Origin of the sequence: Actinosynnema sp. NPDC023658 (assembly GCF_040639995.1) — a bacterium.
Classification (GTDB): Bacteria; Actinomycetota; Actinomycetes; order Mycobacteriales; family Pseudonocardiaceae; genus Actinosynnema.
Genome location: NZ_JBFAAX010001378.1, coordinates 1 through 1,219, shown reverse-complemented (window position 1 = coordinate 1,219; position 1,219 = coordinate 1). Strand labels below are relative to the sequence as shown.

Sequence of the window (1,219 nt, the reverse complement as noted above, 5' to 3'; positions counted from 1 at the left end):
CTCGCGGAGGCGCCCGTGCACCTCGCGGAGCACTTCCGCGGCAATGGATCCGGCACGCGCCGCTGACCACCGGGGCGTTGCCGGATCCGGTCGCGGCGCGAGGTCACAAGGCGGAGCGCCGCAGCCAGTCCGCGAGCACGTCCCGGTCCCCGGTCCGGTCGAGGGCGTCGCCGTGGTCGAGGAGCCGGTTGTACTGGAGCAGGTGCAGGTCCCCGGCCGGGCCCCGCACGGTGGCCGAGGCCGGTCGCTCCGGGTCCGCGCCCAGGTGCTCCCAGCCGTGCCCGGTCGGGGCGAGGGTGATGAGCCAGTGCACGTCGACGTCCGTGGCGTGCAGGTGGATCGTCTCGCCGTTGCCGCGCAGGTCCGCGGGCTGGTCGCGGAACGGGTGGCCGTGGTGCAGGAGGTGCAGCAGCTCGTCGATGCCGTCCACGGCGACTTCCGGGTCGACGCGCGGCCGGTCGCCCGCGGCCAGTTCGGCGTCCACCCGGTGGACGGTCGTCTCGTGCACCATCCGCCGGGGCCAGAACCCGGCCGTCCGGTCGTCGGTGAACGACCACGCGGGCCCGTCGAGGTCGGCCTCGCGCAGGGTCCGGCTCAACGGCTCCGCCATGGCCGCCACCCACGCGCCGTAGTCCGACCAGTCCTCGGGAAGGTCGCGGCCGAACTGGGTGAACTCCAGCGGGTCCGGCGACTGGTCCGCGACGGTCCGGTCGACCCAGCGGTGGATCATCCCCAGGTGGGTGGCCAGGTCCTTCGCCGTCCAGTCGGGACAGCTCGGCACGGGTGTGCCCGCGTCGAGACGCCCCAGCGTCCCGGCGAACCGGGTGATCTCCTCCGCGACCCGGTCGCAGTAGCCGTCGTGGTCCAGCGCGTGCGTCGACTCCGCCATGGGCACTGCCTTCCGTGGTCGAACGAGACCGGCGTGATCAGCCTGCCGCCGTCGACCGGGGCCGTGGCCCGCGCGACCGCATCACCGCAATCGCACGACAGTGATCGACCGGGACGACTCCGGAACCCCGCAGCGACGCAGACCCGGAAGCGGTCACGACCTGAGTGGCGGATGGCGCGGCACCACGCACCCCGACCCCGCACCTGCCGTTGTGCCCTGTCGTCCGGGACCAATGGCCGCTGCCGGCTGGGCCGACGGCCGGCTAGCGTCGGGGGTGACGACGGGGGCGCGGCGGTCTCGACGAACCCCGCCCGGCGGCCCCGGCACGTC

At 74.6% G+C, this 1,219-nt stretch carries 1 protein-coding gene; it reads right to left on the bottom strand.

Features of this window, described 5'->3' with window-relative positions; translation table 11 throughout:
- Positions 1-103 precede the first annotated feature (103 nt).
- Positions 104-889 carry a maleylpyruvate isomerase family mycothiol-dependent enzyme gene (locus tag AB0G02_RS41145; RefSeq protein ID WP_360806259.1) on the bottom strand — a complete coding sequence of 262 codons (786 nt, stop codon included), beginning with the start codon at positions 887-889 and terminating at the stop codon, positions 104-106.
- Positions 890-1,219: the final 330 nt, after the last annotated feature.